Source organism: Streptomyces sp. 2114.4 (genome assembly GCF_900187385.1).
In the GTDB taxonomy this organism is placed as follows: Bacteria; Actinomycetota; Actinomycetes; order Streptomycetales; family Streptomycetaceae; genus Streptomyces; species Streptomyces mooreae.
This window is the reverse complement of the sequence record NZ_FYEY01000001.1, coordinates 3,745,019-3,763,095: the sequence shown is the minus strand read 5'-3', so window position 1 is coordinate 3,763,095 and position 18,077 is coordinate 3,745,019. Positions and strand designations below refer to the sequence as shown.

Below are 18,077 nucleotides of genomic sequence, written 5' to 3'. Positions count from 1 at the left end.
TGAAGCCGCCCGGCCGGTGATCTGCGTCGCGAAGGCAACCCTGTGTACATCCCCGGCGTCTTGGGCCCCGAAGCCTGGTGACGATAAGAGCGACATAAAACTTGAGTCCACAAGACTCAGGTCTGTTGACAGGTTTTCTTCGGTACTGCACTCTTGAGCCTGTTCCACTCAAGTCAGCTGGAGGAATTGAAATGGCACGTGCGGTCGGCATCGACCTGGGCACGACGAACTCCGTCGTCAGTGTTCTCGAAGGCGGTGAGCCCACCGTCATCACCAACGCCGAGGGCGCCAGGACCACGCCGTCCGTTGTCGCCTTCGCCAAGAACGGCGAGGTGCTGGTCGGCGAGGTCGCCAAGCGTCAGGCGGTCACCAACGTCGACAGGACCATCCGGTCGGTCAAGCGCCACATGGGCACCGACTGGAAGATCGACATCGACGGCAAGGGCTTCAACCCGCAGCAGATGAGCGCCTTCATCCTGCAGAAGCTCAAGCGCGACGCCGAGGCGTATCTGGGCGAGAAGGTCGTCGACGCGGTCATCACCGTTCCGGCCTACTTCAACGACTCCGAGCGCCAGGCCACCAAGGAGGCCGGTGAGATCGCGGGCCTCAACGTCCTGCGCATCGTCAACGAGCCCACCGCGGCCGCCCTGGCCTACGGCCTGGAGAAGGACGACCAGACCATTCTGGTCTTCGACCTCGGTGGCGGCACCTTCGACGTCTCGCTGCTGGAGATCGGCGACGGCGTCGTCGAGGTGAAGGCCACCAACGGTGACAACCACCTCGGTGGTGACGACTGGGACCAGCGCGTCGTCGACTACCTGGTCAAGCAGTTCCAGAACGGCCACGGCGTCGACCTGTCCAAGGACAAGATGGCGCTGCAGCGTCTGCGCGAGGCCGCCGAGAAGGCGAAGATCGAGCTGTCGTCCTCCACCGAGACGACGATCAACCTTCCCTACATCACCGCCTCCGCCGAGGGCCCGCTGCACCTGGACGAGAAGCTCACGCGCTCGCAGTTCCAGCAGCTCACCTCGGACCTCCTGGACCGCTGCAAGACGCCGTTCCACAACGTCATCAAGGACGCGGGTATCAACCTGTCCGAGATCGACCACGTGGTCCTGGTCGGCGGCTCCACCCGTATGCCCGCCGTCGCCGAGCTCGTCAAGGAGCTGACCGGCGGCAAGGACGCCAACAAGGGCGTCAACCCGGACGAGGTCGTCGCCATCGGCGCCACCCTCCAGGCCGGTGTCCTCAAGGGTGAGGTCAAGGACGTCCTCCTGCTGGACGTCACCCCGCTGTCCCTCGGTATCGAGACCAAGGGCGGCATCATGACCAAGCTCATCGAGCGCAACACCACGATCCCGACCAAGCGGTCCGAGATCTTCACGACGGCCGAGGACAACCAGCCGTCCGTGCAGATCCAGGTCTACCAGGGCGAGCGCGAGATCGCGGCGTACAACAAGAAGCTCGGGATGTTCGAGCTGACCGGTCTGCCGCCGGCCCCCCGCGGGGTCCCGCAGATCGAGGTCTCCTTCGACATCGACGCCAACGGCATCATGCACGTGACCGCGAAGGACCTGGGCACGGGCAAGGAGCAGAAGATGACCGTCACCGGCGGCTCCTCGCTGCCGAAGGACGAGGTCGACCGGATGCGCCAGGAGGCCGAGCAGTACGCGGACGAGGACACCAAGCGCCGCGAGGCCGCCGAGACCCGCAACCAGGCCGAACAGCTCGTCTACCAGACCGAGAAGTTCCTCAAGGACAACGAGGAGAAGGTCCCGGGCGAGGTCAAGACCGAGGTCGAGGAAGCCCTCACCGAGCTGAAGGAAAAGCTCAAGGGCGAGGACACCGCCGAGATCCGCACGGCCACCGAGAAGGTCGCGGCCGTCTCGCAGAAGCTGGGCCAGGCCATGTACGCCGACGCCCAGGGTGCGGCCGGTGCCGAGGGCGCTGCCGGCGCCGAGGGTGCCGAGCAGGCCAAGGCCGATGACGATGTCGTCGACGCCGAGATCGTCGACGACGAGAAGCCCAAGAAGGATGGTGCCGCGTGACGGAGGAGACCCCGGGCTTCGACGAGAAGCCCGACGTCCCTTCCGACGCCGCTCCCGAAGACGCGGCGCAGGCCGAGTCCGCCGACAAGGCGGGCTCGGCCCCGGCCGGGGACGTAACGGACATAGCGCTCCAGGCGCAGCTGGACCAGGTGCGTACGGCGCTCAACGAGCGCACGGCGGACCTCCAGCGGCTCCAGGCGGAGTACCAGAACTACCGCCGTCGGGTGGAACGGGACCGGGTCACGGTCAAGGAGATCGCCGCGGCGAACCTCCTGTCCGAGCTCCTTCCCACCCTCGACGACATCGGCCGTGCCCGAGAGCACGGCGAACTGGTCGGCGGCTTCAAGTCGGTGGCCGAATCGATGGAGACCGTCGTCGCCAAGCTGGGTCTGCAGCAGTTCGGCAAGGAGGGCGAGCCCTTCGACCCGACGATCCACGAGGCACTGATGCATTCGTACGCACCGGATGTCACCGAGACGACGTGCGTGGCGATCCTGCAGCCCGGGTATCGCATCGGTGAACGAACGATCCGCCCCGCGCGGGTCGCCGTCGCCGAGCCGCAGCCGGGCGCCCAGGGCGCCAAGTCCGCCTCCGACGAGGACCCCAAGGCTTCGGACGAGGAGAGCGGTGGCCCGGACGAGGGCTGACGTGAGGACAGAGAGTAAATCCGTGCGGGAGGAGGGACGTCGGGGATGAGCACCAAGGACTTCGTCGAGAAGGACTACTACAAGGTCCTCGGCGTCCCGAAGGACGCCACCGAAGCGGAGATCAAGAAGGCGTACCGCAAGCTCGCCCGGGAGTTCCACCCGGACGCCAACAAGGGCGACGCCAAGGCCGAGGAGCGCTTCAAGGAGATCTCCGAGGCCCACGACATCCTGGGCGACAGCAAGCGCCGCAAGGAGTACGACGAGGCGCGGGCGCTGTTCGGCAACGGCGGGTTCCGGCCGGGACCCGGCGGGGGCGGCGGCTCCTTCAACTTCGACCTGGGCGACCTCTTCGGGGGCACGCCCGGTCAGGGCGGCGGGGGCGGCGGCTTCGGCGGCGGGCTCGGGGACGTCTTCGGCGGCCTGTTCAACCGCGGCGGCGCCGGTACGCGTACCCACGCGCGCCGCGGCCAGGACATCGAGTCCGAGGTGACGCTCAGCTTCACCGAGGCGGTCGACGGGGCCACGGTCCCGCTGCGGATGTCCAGCCAGGCGCCGTGCAAGGCGTGTTCGGGCACCGGCGACAAAAACGGTACGCCGCGGGTCTGTCCGACCTGTGTCGGCACCGGCCAGGTCAGCCGGGGCGCGGGCGGTGGCTTCTCGCTCACCGACCCGTGCGCCGACTGCAAGGGCCGGGGCCTGATCGCCCAGGACCCCTGCGAGGTCTGCAAGGGCAGCGGCCGGGCGACCAGTGCCCGCACGATGCAGGTCCGCATCCCCGCGGGCGTCTCCGACGGGCAGCGCATCCGGCTGCGCGGCAAGGGCGCTCCGGGCGAGCAGGGCGGCCCGGCGGGCGATCTGTATGTGGTCGTGCATGTCGACGCCCACCCGGTCTTCGGCCGCAAGGGCGACAACCTCACCGTCACGGTGCCGGTCACCTTCCCGGAGGCCGCGCTCGGTGGTGAGGTCAAGGTGCCGACGCTGGGCGGCCCGCCGGTGACGCTGAAGCTGCCGGCCGGCACCCCCAACGGACGCACCATGCGCGCCCGGGGCAAGGGTGCGACCCGTAAGGACGGCACACGGGGTGATCTGCTGGTCACCATAGAGGTGCTGGTCCCGAGTGACCTCAGCGGCAAGGCGAAGGAGTCGCTGGAGTCCTATCGCGAGGCGACCGCGGGCCCGGACCCGCGGGCAGAGCTGTTCCAGGCCGCGAAGGGAGCTTGAGATGGACAGCCGGGGCGGGCAGCGTCGTAACCCCTATGAACTGACCGAAGAGTCGCCGGTGTACGTCATCTCCGTCGCGGCTCAGCTCTCCGGACTGCATCCGCAGACCCTTCGGCAGTACGACCGGCTGGGGCTGGTCTCGCCCGACCGCACACCCGGGCGGGGCCGCCGCTATTCGGCCCGGGACATCGAACTGCTCCGTACGGTGCAGCAGTTGTCCCAGGACGAGGGCATCAACCTGGCCGGCATCAAGCGCATCATCGAGCTGGAGAACCAGGTCGCGGCCCTGCAGCAGCGGGTCGTCGAGCTGCAGGGCGCCCTGGAGGGCGCGGCCAGCGCGATGCAGCAGCGGGAAGCGGCGGTGCACGCCTCCTACCGGCGGGATCTGGTGCCGTATCACGACGTGCAGCAGACCAGCGCGCTGGTGGTGTGGCGGCCCAAGCGGCCGGAGTGATCCGGCCGGCCGGGGCGTGAGCTCTCGGCACACGAGGTGGCAAAGGGCCGGGGAAACCCGGCCCTTGTCGCGTTTTGGGGTGCGGGGTGCGGGGTGCGGGGTGCGGGGTGCGGGGTGCGGCATCGTGCCGTGCCGCGTGTGGTGCGCGGGGTGCGGCGTCGTGCCGTGCCGCCGGTGTCCGTCGGCGTACGGCCGCGCCCGCTCAGCAGCCGTTGTACCCGGCCGTCGGCATCGACAGCCGGCGGTGCACCTGCGACTTCATCGCCAGGGTGTAGACCGGCTCGTCGAGGTCGGTGGTCTCCAGGCGCACCCCGGCCTCCGCGCACCGTGCGGTGAACTCGGCGGCGTTGTCGATGGCGTTCTCCAATGCCCGGCGGTTGGGCGCCACGAACACATCCACCAGGCCCGCTTCGACATCGCGCCACAGCGCGCCGTGGTCGGCGCGCAGGTGGTGCAGGCTGAGCCGGCAGGTCAGGTGGTAGTCACGGGCTGCCGCCCACTGGGTGCACATGTCGTGCTGGCCGCGGTCGTCGACCAGGAACGGATCCTCGTCCAGCTCGGACAGCGGCATCAGGCAGGCGATCGCCGTGACTCGGACCGAGTTCATCGTGCCCTCCGGGGCGTGGCGACTGTGGGGGCGACGATACCCCCGCGGGTGGCCCGTGGAGGAGGGGCTGTACCGGGCGGCGAAGCGTAACCGCAGGCGTGACAGATCTTCCAGCCGTCCTGGCTGACGGCCAGTTGGCCGCCGCAGCGTGGGCAGAGCTCGGCGTGCGGGTGCGGCCGGGCGGGGGGTGGACGGCGCGGAGCGGTCGTCACGATGCGCACTGCCGACGCCATGCGGCCTCCAGCTGCCGTCTTTTGCCTGGGGCAGGCCCGATGCCGTCCGTCGTTGCACGGAGCTGTTCGGTTCCCGTCGCTCCTGAGTACCAGGTGGACGGCCGGGGGTGGAGTGGGAAGGTCCGTTTTGAGCCAGGGCCGGGGGCTCGGCAGGGCGTGGGGCTCAGCGGGGCACGGGGCGGCGGGAGGGCGCTCAGGCCCGCCCCATCGCCTTGGTCACCGCGATCTCGATCATGACGCGATCGGGGTTGGGCGTCGGCGTCCGGCCGTAGCGCTCGGCGTACCGGCGCACCGCGTCGGCCACCGACTCGGCGTCCGTACGCACCCGTGCGATGCCCTCCAGGGTCGCCCAGCGTCCCTTGTCGACCTGGCACACGGCAACGGTGGCGCCGTCCGCGCCGGCGGCGACGATGTTCTTGACCTTGGCGCTGTCCTTGCGGGTGATGATCCGCGCGATCCGCTGCCCGGCGTCGTAGGTGACGCCTACCGGGACGACATGCGGGGTCCCGTCCGTACGCAGCGTGGTGAGCGTCGGCATCAGGTACTCGCCCCAGAAGGCGAGGTATTCGGGGCTGAGGGCGCTGAGGTCATGGGGCATGGGGGCCAGCGTAGTTCGGGGGCCGGGATTCAGAGGAGGTCGATGGTTTCCAGGTCGAAGGAGAAGGGGGCGGGGAGGGGGAGGGGTTTGCCAATGGGGGCGGTGTTGTGCCCTTCGTAGTCGTCCCCGGAAGGCTCGCTGAATAGCGTGAGGGTGGACTTGCCGCGGTCCACGAGCAGGTACAGCGGAATGCCGGCGCGGGCGTAGCAGTGCCGCTTGGCCTTCCGGTCGCGTTCCGGATTGCTCGATGTCACCTCCACGACCATGGCGACTCCGTCGCTCGGCATCCAGGGATCCGCGCCGCGGAACAGGCGGATCTCACGGGGGGCGATGGTGGCATCCGGGATCACATGATTCTTGGGACACCTGCCGCCGCGCGGCATGGTGAGCCCTTTGTAGCCGGAGACATCCATGTCTACCGCGGACTTTCGCATGATCTGCGAGACGACCCCGCTGAAGCAGTGCTCATGCGTGCCGTCCGTGGGTGGCGTCACAACGATCTCCCCCTCGATCAGCTCGGCTCGGAAGCCCAGGGGCGTCTCCAAGGCGAGGAAGTAATCCAGGAGGGTTTCTTCGTCGGTGGGCATAGGCGCGTGTGCCATAGCCGTCATGCTGCACCTCCTTGTGGTCGAAGGCCAGTGTCGCCGGGTGACGTGGGCCGGGTCGGCGCGTTGGGCGGGATTCCCTCGCACGAGTGAGCGAGGGTGGGGTGGGAGGCACTCCCGGAACAACCTTGAGTGGAATAGACTCAACTTATTGCACGTTGGCATGAGCAGGGTGGGTGCCGCACGGGCGCACGGACGGGGTCCGAGCCGGACCCGCAGGGGCTGACGGGCCCGCAGACGCTGCTGAGGACGAGTCGAGGAGGATCGCGAGGACGTGGACGCCGAGCTGACCAACAAGAGCCGGGAGGCGCTGAGCGCCGCCAATGAGCGGGCGGTCACCGCCGGGCATGCGGACATGACGTCCGCGCATCTCCTGCTCGCGCTGCTGGCCGGGCAGGACAACGAGAACATCATGGACCTGCTGTCCGCCGTGGAGGCGGACGCCGCCGTGCTGCGCAACGGCGCCGAGCGGCAGCTCGCCGGGCTGCCGAGCGTGCAGGGCTCGACGGTCGCGCCGCCGCAGCCGGACCGCGATCTGCTCGCCGCCATCGCGGACGCCACCCAGCGGGCCAAGGAGCTCGGTGACGCGTACGTCTCCACCGAGCACCTGCTCATCGGCCTCGCCGCCAAGGGCGGGCGCACCGGCGAGCTGCTGGCCGACCAGGGCGCGAGCGCCAAGAAGCTGCTGGCCGCCTTCGAGGCGAGCCGGGGCGGCCAGCGGGTGACCAACGCCGACCCGGAGGGCACGTACAAGGCGCTGGAGAAGTTCGGTACGGACTTCACGGCGGCCGCTCGCGAGGGCAAGCTCGACCCGGTCATCGGCCGGGACCACGAGATCCGGCGCGTGGTGCAGGTGCTCTCCCGCCGGACGAAGAACAACCCCGTGCTGATCGGTGAGCCGGGCGTCGGCAAGACCGCCGTCGTCGAGGGCCTGGCGCAGCGGATCGTCAAGGGCGATGTGCCCGAGTCGCTGCGCGACAAGCGGCTGGTCGCGCTCGACCTGGGGGCGATGGTCGCGGGCGCCAAGTACCGCGGTGAGTTCGAGGAGCGGCTGAAGACCGTCCTGGCGGAGATCAAGTCCAGCGAGGGCCAGATCATCACCTTCATCGACGAGCTGCACACGGTCGTCGGCGCGGGCGCCGGCGGCGACTCCTCGATGGACGCCGGCAACATGCTCAAGCCGATGCTCGCCCGCGGTGAGCTGCGGATGGTCGGCGCGACGACGCTGGACGAGTACCGCGAGCGGATCGAGAAGGACCCGGCGCTGGAGCGGCGCTTCCAGCAGGTGCTGGTCGCCGAGCCGACGGTCGAGGACACCGTGGCGATCCTGCGCGGGCTCAAGGGCCGCTACGAGGCGCACCACAAGGTGCAGATCGCGGACTCCGCCCTGGTCGCCGCGGCCTCCCTCTCCGACCGCTACATCACCTCCCGCTTCCTGCCCGACAAGGCCATCGACCTCGTCGACGAGGCCGCCTCCCGGCTCCGTATGGAGATCGACTCCTCCCCGGTGGAGATCGACGAGCTCCAGCGCGCCGTGGACCGGCTCAAGATGGAGGAGCTGGCGCTGCGCAACGAGACCGACGCCGGCTCCCTCCAGCGGCTGGAGAAGCTGCGCAAGGACCTCGCCGACAAGGAGGAGGAGCTGCGAGGCCTGACCGCCCGCTGGGAGAAGGAGAAGGAAAGCCTCAACCGGGTCGGTGCGCTCAAGGAAAAGCTCGACGAGCTGCGCGGCCAGGCCGAGCGGGCCCAGCGCGACGGCGACTTCGACACCGCTTCCAAGCTGCTCTACGGCGAGATCCCGGGCGTCGAGCAGGCGCTGGAGGAGGCGGCCGCCGCCGAGGCCGAGCAGGAGGCGTCCAAGGAGTCCATGGTCAAGGAGGAGGTCGGTCCCGACGACATCGCCGATGTGGTCGGCGCTTGGACCGGCATCCCGGCCGGCCGGCTGCTGGAGGGCGAGACCCAGAAGCTCCTGCGCATGGAGGAAGAGCTCGGCAAGCGCCTGATCGGCCAGACCGAGGCCGTACGGTCGGTCTCCGACGCGGTGCGCCGCACCCGCGCCGGCATCGCCGATCCGGACCGGCCCACCGGCTCCTTTCTCTTCCTCGGCCCGACCGGTGTCGGCAAGACCGAGCTGGCCAAGGCGCTCGCGGACTTCCTCTTCGACGACGAGCGGGCGATGGTCCGGATCGACATGTCGGAGTACGGCGAGAAGCACAGCGTCGCGCGGCTGGTCGGCGCGCCGCCCGGCTACGTCGGCTACGAGGAGGGCGGCCAGCTCACCGAGGCGGTCCGCCGCCGGCCGTACTCCGTCGTCCTGCTGGACGAGGTCGAGAAGGCACACCACGACGTCTTCGACATCCTGCTGCAGGTGCTCGATGACGGCCGGCTCACGGACGGCCAGGGCCGCACGGTCGACTTCCGCAACACCATCCTCATCCTGACCTCCAACCTCGGCTCCAACTTCCTGATGGACCCGCTGCTCAAGGAGGAGCAGAAGAAGGAGAAGGTGCTGGAGACGGTCCGAGTCGCCTTCCGGCCCGAATTCCTCAACCGGCTCGACGACGTGGTGGTCTTCCACCCGCTCGGCACCGACCAGCTCCAGCGGATCGCCCGGATCCAGCTCGACCACCTGCAGCGCCGCCTCGGCGACCGCCGTCTGACCCTGGACGTCACCGACCGCGCCCTGACCTGGCTCGCCTGGCTGGGCCAGGAGCCGGTGAGCGACGCCCCCGCGCCGGACCTGTCCTACGGCGCCCGGCCGCTGCGCCGGCTGGTCCAGACGGCCATCGGCGACCCGCTCGCCCGCGCCATCCTGGCGGGCGAGGTGCTGGACGGGGACACCGTGCGGGTGGACGTGGACGGCGACCAGCTGTCGGTGGAGCCTGCCGGGCGGGCCGTGGCCTGACCGCCCACCGCGATCCGGGGGTACGACTGCGCCGCCCGGTCGTGTCTCTGATCATTTCCTTGACCGGCAGCTGAGCGGCCTCTTCCCCGCATCCGCTCCGTCCCGGGTTGCCAGGACGGGGCGGATGTGGGGGAGGATGGCAGGGACCAGACGAAGGGAATTCCACGGTGAGCATCGACCCGTCCTCGATTCCGAATTTCGGGGGCCAGCCCGAACCCGAGCCCTCGGGGCCTGAGGGTCCCGTCGTGCCTGACCAGGACCTGGTCAAGCAGCTCCTCGACCAGATGGAGCTGAAGTACGTCGTCGACGAGGAGGGTGACCTCGCCGCTCCGTGGGAGCAGTTCCGCACGTACTTCATGTTCCGGGGCGAGGAGGAGCAGCAGATCTTCTCCGTCCGTACGTTCTACGACCGTGCCCACGGCATCGACGACAAGTCGAAGCTGCTGGAGGCGATCGACGACTGGAACCGCCGGACGCTGTGGCCCAAGGCCTACACCCACACCCATGACGACGGCACGGTCCGTCTGATCGGTGAGGCATCGATGCTGATCGGCACCGGTGTCTCGCTCGAACACTTTGTGTCGAGCACGGTCAGCTGGGTCCGCGCCTCGATCGAATTCGATAAGTGGATCGTCGAGCAGCTTGGCCTGGAGGCCGAGATCGACGGCGACTCCGACGAGAAGCCGGGCGACGACGAGGCCTGAGCCTCGCCTCACCCACCCCGGCTGCGCGGGCCCCGGAGCGACGCTCCGGGGCCCGCGTCCGTCTGCGCCGGGGCGGAGCCGGCAGCGGCCGGTTTCCGGAGCAGGGGGCGGCAGCGCGAGGGCGGCCGTTCCGGCCAGGCTTAACATTTTCGGCCACCTGTGGAAATCTGCGTCGTGCATTGTTCGTCCGCCCACGGTGTGGGGAGCGGACGCGGACCTGGGGGGAGGCCGGCGGTGTCCATCGAGCTGCCTGGTGAAGTCGTCTGGATCATGGAGTTGATGGGCCTGGAGTGGCCCGACATCGACGAGGACGAACTGCGGGCCTGGGGTGGGCATGTACGGGAGTTCGGCCAGGGGCTGAAGGAGTCGCACGACGACACGGATTCCCTTCTGAAGGGCCTCGCGGATGCCTATGAGGGTGCGTCCTACGACGCCTTGCTCAGCCGGTGGGGCCAGGCATCCGGCGAGCACCTGACGACCCTGACCACGTGCTGCGACGTACTGGCCACGGCGTTGGAGGTGACGGCCACCGGCGTGGTGGCGGCCAAGGGGGTGGTCATCGCCCAACTCGTCATCACCGCTGTCGAGATGGCGGCTGCGGCTGCCGCGACGGTGGCGACACTGGGCATCGCCGCAGCGGCCGAGGCGGCAGCCATCGAGGTCGGGAAACGCATCGTCAGGGAGATCATCCAGCAGATCGAGGACGTCCTCATCGCCGAATTGGTCTCCATGGCGATCGAGCCCTTCCAGGCCGAGATCGAAAAGGCCGTGTCCGGCCTTGTCTTCAAGGGCGTTGACGCTGCCGTGGGTGCTGCGGGGGGTGCCGCATGAGCAAAGGTTTCAGGGCCGACACCAATGCGTTGGACCGGGCGTCCAGGCGGCAGCTCGAGCACGCTGTACGGGTGGAAAGTCACTCGCGGAACCTGGATTCGCGGACCCGCGGAAAGGTGCTCGGGCGGGGCAAGTTCGGCAAAATCATCCAGGATGCAGTCCGTCCGATCATCGATTCGATGATCGGCGATATGTCGAAGTCGATGGCCAAGGGGCACCGCTCACTCGGGCAGGGCCTCGACATCACCAGGAAGAACATCGCCGACGCCGAGAAGGCAGTCGAGGAAAGTTTCAAGAAGCACCACAAGTCCCTCAAAGAAGAGGGCATTGACCTCAAGCCCGGCCAGTCCATGCCGGACAAGAAGTCGCTGCGTGAGCTGTACCGCCGGCGGGTGGACGAGCGGGTCGACGAGCTGGAACTCCAGGGACACGGCGTGGGCCGGCACCTCAAGGTGTCGGACCAGCAGCTCAAGGATCGGCTCGGCCGCCCGATCGAGGAAACGGTGAACGTTGCACAGCCGCCGGTCTACAACGACCGCGGCTTCCCGGTGAAGCAACCCCCGAAACGCGTCACGCGGTGGGCAAGGGACGAGTATGGGTTCATCCGGTCGAACGAGAAGATCGACCCGTTGCACGGGCCCGACGCCCGACAACGCCTCGGTCCACCACAGCTCTACCATGACAAGGAAAAGCGGGGCGCAGACGGCAACCCGCTGAACCATACGTGCGACAGGTATTCAACGGCATTCAAGGACAACGAGTCATTCATGCATGCCGAACGATATGCGCGCGAGCGAATTCCGGACAGTCCGCCGTACGAGGTCAAGTTCTCACCGGGTGACGCGTGGGGCCCCGGAAGTCACCACGGCAAGTTTCGCGGCTTCTATATCGACCCTGATAATCCGATGTCGAACGGCAAGGTCAACTACCGGGATGTGGACTTCAAGGATACCGGGATCGTTGCAGTCTACAAGCCGGACGGCAAGGGTGGGTTCAACCTCCATACGATGTTCCCGCAGCCGGCCATGAAGGAAAATTTCAGCCGTCACCAAGGGTCGCTGTGATTCGTGGAGTCTGGAGAGGTGGTGTGAAGTGAATATTCCTCCGCTTCGCTGGAGTTTTCGGCAGGTGCCCGGATGGGGAGAGGACGAAAGGCTCAGGAGGTTCTACGAGTCCTGCTTCCGGGGCGATACGATCCACGAGATCGGCGAATTCAAGCCGTATGCGTCCGACGGCAGCGAATTCGCACACCGCCTCCAGGTGAGCTTGGAATATCTGCTGGAGCAGCAGCCCGCCTCAACGAAGGACTGGCTGGGCCTCACCGGATTCCAGTTCTTTTCCGAGGGGGAGCTCTACGGGTTTCTTCTCGATGTTTACCACTACTTCTACGGCGATAGGGCGGAGCCGCCGTCGGCTCCCGATCCGGATCGCCCCCCACCGGGCAACCAGGATCAATTCTGGACAGAATGGAGGTGAATGTTCGAGAAGGTCACTGTCTGTACGATCAACTCGCATTACTTCCTTGGCCACTCCCCCGGCCATCGGCCTGGACCACGTCGACCGCGCAGTACGGAGCCCCGCATGCCCACCCGAGACGAGCTGCCCCCCCGCACCGGCCCGTGGGCCACCCGCTTCGACTCCGAGGAGGCGATGGTAGAGGCGGACAACGCCCTGCGTGAGGCCGCCCTGAACCAGCACGACCTCTCGCCGATTCTGCCCTTCGAGGCCGTTTACGGAGAGGGGGAGGGCTGCCTGGGGAAGGCCACCGCGATCACGATCGATCCGCGGCGGCCCTACAACTCCGACGGTGAAGTCAATTACGTCTACGCGGATTTCTCCACGCGCGGCCTGCTGTACGGCGTGTACCGCCCGGCCGAGCCGGTGGGGGACGCAGCGGGCGACGACGGGCCGACGACCGGGGCAGATCTCTGGAACACCACGCTCTACCCGTACCCGGGCGGCTACCGGGAAATCGACCCGGTCTCCGTACCGCTGGCCGACCTGGGGCTGGACGTACCCGGGATCGACCGTCGTTTCGTGCATTTCTGCGCCGGAATTCTCGGGGTCGAGGCGGTCGATGATCTCGGCATGCTTCGGGAGACGTTCGATCTGGCCTGGCCCGATTACCAGGACACGATTCGCGCGGGGCTCATGCATGTGGTGACGAACGAGCCGCTGACGGTGAGCCAGTGGTTCGACCTGACCTATGTGCAATTCCCCGACCAGCGGGAGCTGCGGGCCTATCTCGCGCAGGTCTATGCCTACCTCTTCGACGACTTCGAGGCCATGCCGGTCGCTCCTCAGTGACGCACGGAGCACGGTCCGGGATGCGGAGGGGAACGGTGCAGTATCAGGGGGCGGGGATGCCGCAGAGCGCAACGACTCTTTCCGTGGTGACCGGGACGGGCCGCCGGTTGCCCCGGCCCGGAGGGGCCCTCGCCCGAGAAGTGCCGGACGTGACGGCGGGACCCACGGAACCTGAGAGCGACCGGCGGCACCTCGCTTCAGAGCTTCTGGAGACGGTCCGCCGCGTCCCGTAGGACCGACTCCTGCTTGCAGAAGGCGAAGCGGACGTACGGGGCGCCCTGGTCCTTGTGGTCGTAGAAGACGGCGTTGGGGATGGCGACGACGCCGGCGCGTTCGGGGAGGGCGCGGCAGAAGGCGAAGCCGTCGTCGTGGCCGAGGGGGCGGATGTCGGTGGTGATGAAGTAGGTGCCGGAGGGGCGGAAGACCGTGAAGCCCGCCTCCGTGAGGCCGGTGGCCAGGATGTCGCGCTTGGCGCGCAGATCGTCACGCAGGGCGGTGAAGTAGCTGTCGGGGAGGGCCAGCGCCTCGGCGACGGCGTACTGGAAGGGCCCGGCGGAGACATAGGTGAGGAACTGCTTGGCCGAGCGGACGGCGCTGACCAGCTCCGGGGGTGCGGTGACCCAGCCGACCTTCCAGCCGGTGAAGGAGAAGGTCTTGCCGGCCGAGCCGATGGTGACGGTGCGTTCGCGCATCCCGGGGAACGACGCGAGGGGAAGGTGCTCGCCCTCGAACACGAGGTGTTCGTAGACCTCGTCGGTGATGACGAGGAGGTCGCGCTCGCAGGCGAGGCGGGCGATCTCGGCAAGCTCCTCGCGGGAGAGCACGGTGCCGGTGGGGTTGTGCGGGGTGTTGAGGAGGATCAGGCGGGTGTGGTCGGTGACGGCGTCGCGCAGTTCGTCCAGGTCGAGGCGGTAGGAGCCGGACGCGGGGTCGGCGCGCAGGGTGACCGGGACGCGACGGCCGCCGGCCAGCGCGATGCCGGCCGCGTACGAGTCGTAGTACGGCTCCAGCGCGATGACCTCGTCGCCCGGCTCCAGCAGCGCCAGCAGCGAGGCGGCGATGGCTTCGGTGGCGCCGGCGGTGACCAGGACCTCGGTGTCGGGGTCGCAGGAGAGGCCGAGGTGTCCGTAGAAGCGCTGTTGGTGGGCGGCGACGGCGGCGCGCAGCTCGGGGATGCCGGGGCCGGGCGGGTACTGGTTGCCGCGGCCGTCGCGCAGGGCACGCACCGCCGCCTCCCTGACTTCTTCCGGGCCGTCGGCATCGGGGAAGCCCTGGCCGAGGTTGATGGAGCCGGTCCGTACGGCGAGTGCCGACATTTCGGCAAAGATCGTGGTGCCGAATTCGGCGAGGCGGCGGTTCAGCAGCGGTCGGTCCATGGGCGCCATCCTCCGTCGAACCTCTGGAATTCCTCAACAGTGCTTTGAGATCGCGGGGGCCGGGCAGCAGCCCGTACGGAAGGCAGCGACGGCCGTCGACGAGGACGGCCCCGGCGCGGGACGGCGCCGGAGCGGCGCACCGGGCGCCGGACGGAGCGGGTGCCTCGCTTCGGGGGAACGAAAGGAAGGTGAGGCAGATGGGGATCGTGTATTTCCTGGTGGTCTGCGTGGTGGTGGTCGGCCTGCTGGCCCTGGTCTCGCGGAACGTGACCGGATCATGGGGCGGACGGGGCCGGGGTGGTTCGTCCGCGGCGGGCGGCGGCAGCTGGTGGGCCGGCGGTGACGGGGGGTCGAGCCTGGGTGGTGGGCACCACCACGGCGGTGGCGGGCATCACGGTGGCGGGGGCTGTGGCGGTGGCTCCTCCTGCGGTGGTGGCGGCTGTGGCGGCGGCGGTGGCGGTGGCGGCTGCGGTGGCGGCGGCTCCTGAGTCGATGGCGGGCTCCTGGGCCGAGGCGGGGTCCTGCGCCGAGGTGGGTTCCTGGGCCGACGGCGGCTCCTGAGTCGGCCGTCGGTTGCCCCTGAGCCGACATCCGGCTGCTTCTGCGCCGGATGCCCGTTTTCTCCAACTCCACTTGTGCGGAAGGGCTGTTGCTTGCCGCATATGCGCCTGGCGGGTTCTGATGAAGGCATCAACACCCGCTGGGCGCTTGGTTGTTGAACAGGTGAACTGCAGGGCCCCCGGGCGGATGGAAACCCGGAGAAGATGGGTAAAAGCGCTGTGGGCGACAGGGCTTTCATGATTCCCTCTCCCTGGAGAATCCCCCACGTTCTCCGTTCCCACGTGGGCACGAGCCGGCAGGCATGCGGATATTCCCTGCCTTCAACGGGCGGGCCGGCCCACCATTCCACTGCGTGCTTGCGGAGCCGACCCATGCTCACCACTTTGCAGACGGCGTACACCGATACCCGTGCCTCCGACCTGGCCTGGGCGCTGGGCAGGGAACCCCTGCCGGCCCTCGCCGTACTCGATCTCGAACTTCACGGCGCACAGCTGCAGTTGAGGCTGCTCGGCGCTTCTCACCAGGTGCTTCTCGAGGAGGAGCGCGGCACCTGTTCCGAAACGGTCGCCTGTATGCCGGGCAGCAGCACGCCGCTTCCGCTGGGGGTGGCGAAGCGGCTCGGGGACTGGGAGTACGAATTCGCCGCCCATGTGGAGACGCTGTCGCGCGGCTCGTTCGCCGGGCGTGCACAGGAATTGCTCGCGCTGGTGGCCGAGCATCCGCACGGCCTCGCCGGGACGTTCCCCGGCTCGCCGCACGCCTTCACGGCGATGCTGGCGCAGTGCCAGCAGGGCCAGGTGCGCTGGCGGACCTGGCACGCGTATCCCCAGGAGGGCCGCTTGGTGGCCACGCGTACCCGGGTGGGCGTACGGGCGGCGGTCGCGGCGGTCTAGCCGGAGTGGGCGAAAGGGGCCGGTCCGGCCGACGGAAGGGTGTGCGGCCGTGGGCGGCGCGAGGGGCGTACGAGCTGTGCGCCGGGGGTGTCGGTGCCTGGAGGGGCGCGGGCGGTGCCGGGTGCGCGGGCCGGCCGGCCGGTGTGGTGTGGAAGCGCACCGCGCTCCCCGTGTGAGGACGGTGTCCCCCCGGCGGGTGTGGCCCGCAGACTGCACCCGTGTGGGTGACGGAGAGGCACGGAATCGTCACGTAGCGTTCACTTTATGATCGACCCGCCAGAGCCCGTTCTCACCGGCGTCCCCGGGCCGCTGGAGGCCATGACGCCGGCGCGACTGCCCGTGCCGGCCGGGCCCGGCCGGCTGCTCGTCCTCGCCGTCGTCTTCGTCTGCGCCGCCTGCGGCCTGGTCTACGAACTCGAACTGGTCGCGCTGGCCACGTACCTGGTCGGCGACTCCGTCACCCAGGCGTCGATCGTGCTGTCCGTCATGGTCTTCGCGATGGGCGTCGGCGCACTGCTCGCCAAGCGGCTGCGCTGCCGGGCGGCGGTCGGTTTCGGCGCGGTCGAGGCCGGCCTGGCGCTGGTCGGCGGCAGTTCCGCCATGGCGCTCTACGCCTGCTTCGCCTGGTTCGGCCAGTCCCGCTCCGCGCTCGTCAGCTTCTCCCTGGCCATCGGCATCCTGATCGGCGCCGAGGTGCCGCTGCTGATGACGCTGATCCAGCGGGTGCGCCGGCAGGACGCGGGCGGCGCGGTCGCCGACCTCTTCGCCGCGGACTACGTCGGTGCGCTCGTCGGGGGCCTGGCCTTTCCCTTCCTGCTGCTGCCGCTCTTCGGCCAGTTGACCGGCGCCCTGCTCACCGGCGGCGTCAACGCGGTGGCCGGCGGCGTGCTGGTGCTGTGGCTCTTCCGCGACGATCTGAGCGCCCGCGCCCGCTGGACCCTGCTCGCCGCCAATGCCCTGGTCCTCGCGCTGCTGGCCGCGGGCGTGCTGCTGGCCGCGCCGTTCGAGCGGGCCGCCCGGCAGGCGGTGTACGGCTCCTCGGCGCGGGTCGCGGTGCAGACCGGCATCCAGGAAGTGGTGATGACCGGCGGTACGGGGGACGGAGCCGGTGCGGGGCGGGGGAGGAAAGGTTTAGGCGGGCCGCTGGCGCTCTATCTGGACGGCCGGCTCCGGGTCAGCGCGGAGACCGAATACCGCTACCACGAAGCGCTGGTGCATCCGGCGATGGCGGCCGGCCCGCACCGCCGGGTGCTGGTCCTCGGCGGCGGCGACGGCCTCGCGGTACGCGAGATCCTTCGCCACCGCCAGGTGCGCTCGGTCACCGTCGTCGAACTCGATCCCGGTGTGCTGCGGCTCGCGCGCCGCGACCCCGGCCTCTCCCGCCTCAACCATCACTCGCTCAGCGATCCGCGGGTGCGGGTGGTGACCGCCGATGCCTTCGAGTGGCTGCGGCAGCAGGGCCTGCGCGGGCGCGGCCGGCGGCAGGCGCCGTTCGACGTCATCGTCTCCGACCTCCCCGACCCGGGGATCGCGGCGAGCACCAAGCTCTACTCACAGGAGTTCTACGGTCTCGCGACGCGGCTGCTGGCACCCGACGGGCGGCTGGTGGTGCACGCCGGACCGCCGGTCGAGCGCGCGCGCCTGTACTGGACGGTGGAGTCGACGGTCCGGTCGGTGGGCCTGGCGACCGTGCCGTACCGCCTGGCCGGCCGGCCCGCGTCGTTCTACGGCGGCCCGGACCGCGCGGCCTCCCCCGTGGCGTCGGTGGACGCGGAGGTGCCCGCCGCCGCGCCGTCGGCCGGCCCGGACCGGTACTGGGGCTTCGTGCTGGCCGCGCGGCACCGGCCCCGGCTCGGTCTGGCGCCCGATGCGCCGCTGCCGGCCGGGCTCACCTGCGCGGAGCTGCAGGCCGGGCGGCGCGGCGAGGCCCACGACCGGCTGTCCGGGCTGCCGGCGTCGACGCTGATGCATCCGCGGTATCTCGACTGAGCGGGCGGGGGAGGTGCGAGCAGGGGAGGGGCTGGTGAGGGTCCCGTGAGGGAACGGGGAGGGTGCCGCGGATACGGGGGCGGCGCGGGAGCCGGGGC

The 18,077-nt window shown here is 69.4% G+C and carries 17 protein-coding genes; 13 read left to right on the top strand and 4 right to left on the bottom strand.

What is annotated here, in order from left to right:
* Positions 1–191: 191 nt before the first annotated feature.
* Genes dnaK through CFW40_RS16425 form a run of 4 tightly spaced genes read left to right on the top strand, consistent with a single transcriptional unit; the run spans position 192 to position 4,370 of the window.
* Positions 192–2,048 carry a molecular chaperone DnaK gene (dnaK, locus tag CFW40_RS16440; protein ID WP_088798606.1) on the top strand — a complete coding sequence of 619 codons (1,857 nt, stop codon included), beginning with the start codon at positions 192–194 and terminating at the stop codon, positions 2,046–2,048.
* Positions 2,045–2,695: a nucleotide exchange factor GrpE gene (gene grpE, locus CFW40_RS16435; protein WP_088798605.1), complete on the top strand. Its 651-nt coding sequence runs from the start codon at positions 2,045–2,047 to the stop codon at positions 2,693–2,695. The genes dnaK and grpE overlap by 4 nt, the downstream gene beginning before the upstream one ends.
* Before the next feature lie 45 nt (positions 2,696–2,740).
* The gene (dnaJ, locus tag CFW40_RS16430; RefSeq protein ID WP_088798604.1) at positions 2,741–3,916 is read left to right on the top strand and encodes a molecular chaperone DnaJ; all 1,176 of its coding nucleotides are present in this window, start codon (positions 2,741–2,743) and stop codon (positions 3,914–3,916) included.
* A gap of 1 nt (position 3,917) precedes the next feature.
* A complete protein-coding gene (locus tag CFW40_RS16425) occupies positions 3,918–4,370 on the top strand; it encodes a heat shock protein transcriptional repressor HspR (protein ID WP_088798603.1) in 453 nt (150 codons plus the stop codon).
* Positions 4,371–4,572: 202 nt separating this feature from the next.
* On the opposite strand, the gene CFW40_RS16420 is transcribed toward CFW40_RS16425, so the two are convergent.
* The 3 genes from CFW40_RS16420 to CFW40_RS16405 form a co-directional block, all read right to left on the bottom strand.
* Positions 4,573–4,977 (bottom strand): hypothetical protein, encoded by a 405-nt coding sequence (locus CFW40_RS16420; RefSeq protein ID WP_088798602.1) that lies wholly within the window; start codon positions 4,975–4,977, stop codon positions 4,573–4,575.
* 426 nt (positions 4,978–5,403) lie between these two features.
* Positions 5,404–5,808 (bottom strand): pyridoxamine 5'-phosphate oxidase family protein, encoded by a 405-nt coding sequence (locus CFW40_RS16410; RefSeq protein ID WP_088798600.1) that lies wholly within the window; start codon positions 5,806–5,808, stop codon positions 5,404–5,406.
* 29 nt (positions 5,809–5,837) lie between these two features.
* On the bottom strand, positions 5,838–6,419 hold the full coding sequence (locus CFW40_RS16405) for a Uma2 family endonuclease (RefSeq protein WP_088798599.1): 582 nt from the start codon (positions 6,417–6,419) through the stop codon (positions 5,838–5,840).
* Positions 6,420–6,687: 268 nt separating this feature from the next.
* Between CFW40_RS16405 and clpB the strand changes: the two genes are divergently transcribed.
* From clpB to CFW40_RS16375, 6 genes are all read left to right on the top strand, one after another.
* Positions 6,688–9,318 carry an ATP-dependent chaperone ClpB gene (gene clpB / locus CFW40_RS16400; protein ID WP_088798598.1) on the top strand — a complete coding sequence of 877 codons (2,631 nt, stop codon included), beginning with the start codon at positions 6,688–6,690 and terminating at the stop codon, positions 9,316–9,318.
* Positions 9,319–9,485: 167 nt separating this feature from the next.
* Positions 9,486–10,022, top strand: coding sequence for a YbjN domain-containing protein (locus CFW40_RS16395; protein WP_088798597.1), 537 nt, complete (start codon positions 9,486–9,488; stop codon positions 10,020–10,022).
* A gap of 234 nt (positions 10,023–10,256) precedes the next feature.
* A complete protein-coding gene (locus CFW40_RS16390) occupies positions 10,257–10,853 on the top strand; it encodes a WXG100 family type VII secretion target (protein WP_088798596.1) in 597 nt (198 codons plus the stop codon).
* A complete protein-coding gene (locus tag CFW40_RS16385; RefSeq protein WP_093813905.1) occupies positions 10,850–11,917 on the top strand; it encodes a hypothetical protein in 1,068 nt (355 codons plus the stop codon). Before CFW40_RS16390 ends, CFW40_RS16385 begins: the two co-directional genes overlap by 4 nt.
* 28 nt (positions 11,918–11,945) lie before the next feature.
* A complete protein-coding gene (locus CFW40_RS16380) occupies positions 11,946–12,329 on the top strand; it encodes a hypothetical protein (protein WP_143034563.1) in 384 nt (127 codons plus the stop codon).
* A gap of 105 nt (positions 12,330–12,434) precedes the next feature.
* Positions 12,435–13,160, top strand: a complete 726-nt coding sequence (locus tag CFW40_RS16375) for a hypothetical protein (RefSeq protein WP_088798593.1) — start codon at positions 12,435–12,437, stop codon at positions 13,158–13,160.
* A 197-nt stretch (positions 13,161–13,357) separates the two neighbouring features.
* Here CFW40_RS16375 and CFW40_RS16370 read toward each other — a convergent pair whose 3' ends face one another.
* Entirely contained in the window at positions 13,358–14,536 is a 1,179-nt protein-coding gene (locus CFW40_RS16370; protein WP_088798592.1) for a pyridoxal phosphate-dependent aminotransferase, read from the bottom strand.
* Between the two features lie 197 nt (positions 14,537–14,733).
* Here CFW40_RS16370 and CFW40_RS37095 point away from each other — a divergent pair, with 197 nt between their 5' ends.
* The 3 genes from CFW40_RS37095 to CFW40_RS16355 all read left to right on the top strand — a co-directional run bounded on the left by CFW40_RS37095 (position 14,734) and on the right by CFW40_RS16355 (position 17,979).
* On the top strand, positions 14,734–15,024 hold the full coding sequence (locus CFW40_RS37095) for a hypothetical protein (protein WP_176956491.1): 291 nt from the start codon (positions 14,734–14,736) through the stop codon (positions 15,022–15,024).
* Positions 15,025–15,468: 444 nt separating this feature from the next.
* Positions 15,469–15,990, top strand: coding sequence for a DUF2617 family protein (locus CFW40_RS16360; RefSeq protein ID WP_088798590.1), 522 nt, complete (start codon positions 15,469–15,471; stop codon positions 15,988–15,990).
* A gap of 264 nt (positions 15,991–16,254) precedes the next feature.
* Positions 16,255–17,979, top strand: a complete 1,725-nt coding sequence (locus CFW40_RS16355) for a polyamine aminopropyltransferase (RefSeq protein WP_088798589.1) — start codon at positions 16,255–16,257, stop codon at positions 17,977–17,979.
* Positions 17,980–18,077: the final 98 nt, after the last annotated feature.